Origin of the sequence: Mesorhizobium sp. M7A.F.Ca.ET.027.03.2.1 (genome assembly GCF_003999175.1) — a bacterium.
Taxonomy (GTDB): domain Bacteria; phylum Pseudomonadota; class Alphaproteobacteria; order Rhizobiales; family Rhizobiaceae; genus Mesorhizobium.
In genome coordinates, this window is the sequence record NZ_RZOM01000883.1 from 1 (window position 1) to 2,620 (window position 2,620).

3 protein-coding genes are annotated in these 2,620 nt (G+C 65.1%); all 3 read right to left on the minus strand.

What is annotated here, in order from left to right; genetic code table 11:
• Window positions 1-1,120: lytic murein transglycosylase (locus EN750_RS28405; protein WP_145967984.1), on the minus strand; the 1,120-nt coding region annotated here is incomplete at its 3' end.
• 26 nt (window positions 1,121-1,146) lie between these two features.
• Window positions 1,147-1,752: a recombination mediator RecR gene (gene recR / locus EN750_RS28410; RefSeq protein ID WP_027039603.1), complete on the minus strand. Its 606-nt coding sequence runs from the start codon at window positions 1,750-1,752 to the stop codon at window positions 1,147-1,149.
• Window positions 1,753-1,865: 113 nt separating this feature from the next.
• The coding region (locus EN750_RS28415) for a cell wall hydrolase (RefSeq protein WP_245482837.1) at window positions 1,866-2,620 on the minus strand (755 nt) is incomplete at its 5' end.

Here is a 2,620-nt window from a genome sequence, read left to right on the forward strand (position 1 = left end):
CCAGCGCGCGTTGCAGAGCGGCGATGTCCGAACGGTGGAGCCCGCCAACCGCGCCCCAACTGCCGGCGAAATTGCCATCGCCATGGGCGATGCGGTCGGCGCCGTGGCCGATGAACAGCGCGTAGAGGTCGCTGGTGTTGTATTGCTTCAGCACGTAGAAATTGGGCGTGGCGATAAAGGCCGGGCCGCTGCGCCCTGCCGGCATCAGCAGGAAGCCTTCGGCCTTCAGCTCACTCGCCGGAAACGGTTTGCCGCCGACGCGCTTGATGCCCATATCAGCCCATTCGGAGATTTTCTTGCCCTGGTCCGGGCCTTCCAGCGAACAGGAAACGCTTTCCGGCACCGCCACCTCGAAACCCCAGCCACGGCCCTTTATCCAGCCGTAATGGACGAGATAATTGGCGATCGAGGCCAGCACGTCCGGCGTCGAGTTCCAGATGTCGGCGCGGCCGTCGCCGTCGAAATCGACGGCATGTTTCAGGAACGAGGTCGGCATGAATTGCGGCTGGCCGAGCGCTCCGGCCCAGGACGATTTCATCGCGCCGACCGGAGCCAGCCCGCGCTCGACGATCTCGAGTGCCGCAAGCAACTCGGTGCGGAAGAAGTCCTTCCTGGTCGACATGAACGCCTTGGCGCCCAGCACTTCGAAGGCGTCGTAAGGCATCTTCGCCGCGCCGAATCCCGTCTCGCGGCCCCAGATCGCCAGCAGCACTTCGGCCGGCACGCCGTAGCGCTTTTCGATTGATGCAAGTGTCCTGGCGTTGGTGGCTTCGCGCGCCCGCCCGCCCGCCGTCACCGCACGAACCGTCTTCTCGGCGAAATAGGCGCCGGGCGAGCCGAATTCGGCCTGGTGCTGCTTCCGCGGCGTGGTCGCCTTCTCGCCGGGCTTGACCAGGTCGGGCAGCTTCAGATTGGGCTTGATGCCGTCGAAGGCGGCATCGAAGGTGGTTTTGGAAATGCCTTGTGACTTGGCCTGCGGCCAGAGGTCGTTCTGCAGCCAGGCGCGGAACTGGTCGTCGATCTTTGCGGCGGAGGCGGGGGTGGAAATGAAGAGACTGGCTAGCGCGGCCAGAAGAAGTGCAGAGCTGAGATTGCGAAGGTTGCGTTCCGTGGCAGTCATCTCAGCAAGCATCCCCGCCAATTGCGTCAAAACGCCGTCCGCGAGCGTAGCGCCGCGGCCAGCGTGCCCTCGTCGAGATAGTCGAGTTCGCCGCCGACCGGCACGCCATGCGCGAGCCGTGTCACCTTGATGTCGAAGCCGGACAGCTGATCGGTGAGGTAATGCGCGGTCGTCTGGCCCTCCACCGTCGCATTGACGGCGAGGATGATCTCCTTGACCTCGCCACCGGCAACGCGGTCGACCAGCGACCGCATGTTGAGCTGGTCGGGGCCGATGCCGTCGAGCGGCGACAGCGTGCCGCCGAGCACGTGGTAGCGCACATTCATCGCCGCCGCGCGCTCCAGCGCCCACAGGTCGGAGACGTCCTCGACGACGATGATGGTGCCGGCGTCACGGCGCGGATCGGTGCAGATCATGCAAGGGTCCGATGTGTCGACATTGCCGCAGGTCGAGCAGATGCGCACCTTGTCGGCCGCTTCGGCCATGGCGGCGGCCAGCGGCGACAAAAGCTGCTCCTTTTTCTTGATCAGATGAAGGGCCGCACGCCTGGCCGACCGGGGACCCAGCCCCGGCACCTTGGCCAGGAGCTGGATCAGACGTTCGATCTCGGGACCGGCGATTCGCTTCGACATCGCTCTGATCTAGGATTTTTCAGAGCGCTTTGGAACATCCGCATACGCATGACCGCCATATTGGCCTTGGCGGACCAAAATGGGCAGGGCCCATGGGGACCATGGAGAGCAGATCAGTTGGTTTCGAGCGGCCGGCCCTGGCTGACGATCATCGCGCCGACAGCGTCGGTGTTCTCAGGCGTCGACTGGAATCCCATAGACGCCTCTTGCGGCGCTTCCTCGACCGAGGAGATGACCCTTGTCCTTGTGTTCAAGGTTCCGCCAAAACGGGCGGCATCCGGTTCCTCCATCGGCTCCTGCATCGCCACCACCGTCGGCTCCGCCGAGACACGCGCGGATTTCGCGGTCGGCACGGCGGCCGCGGTCATATAGGTCTGCTGGGCAGGGACGGACCGGACGGTGGCCGGCTTGGCCGGACGCACCGGCTCGGCGGACGCGACCATCGTCACCGGCTCCGCTGGCTTCTGCGGCGCCGCCGAGGCAATGGCGACCTGCGGCTCGTCCGGCAGCGGCTGCCAGTTGCGGCCGCGCTTCTCGTAGAAGGCATTGCCGCCGGCAACCATGGTGTAGTGCATGTTCTTGTAGGGGAAGCGTAAGCCGGCGGTGTGGAAGAACATGGTGTTCTTGAGCTTGGCCTTGCGCTCACCCTTGAGCACCGCCTCGGCAGCCTCTTCGACATCGGGCATTGCGCGTGAATTCATCGGCCTTGTCATGACGCCGGGGGCGAACTGCCCGCGCTCGCCCACCACCTGGCAGATGGTGCTGCCGTGCTTGCCGGAGCGCAGCCGGTTCATCACCACCGTGCCGACCGCGATCATGCCGTCGCGGCTCGATCGGTTGGATTCAAAGAACATCGCCCGTTCCAGGC

Excerpts from the sequence above, each read along its gene's own strand:
- recR (WP_027039603.1), bottom strand. The coding sequence starts at position 1,752 with ATGTCGAAGCGAATCGCCGGTCCCGAGATCGAACGTCTGATCCAGCTC.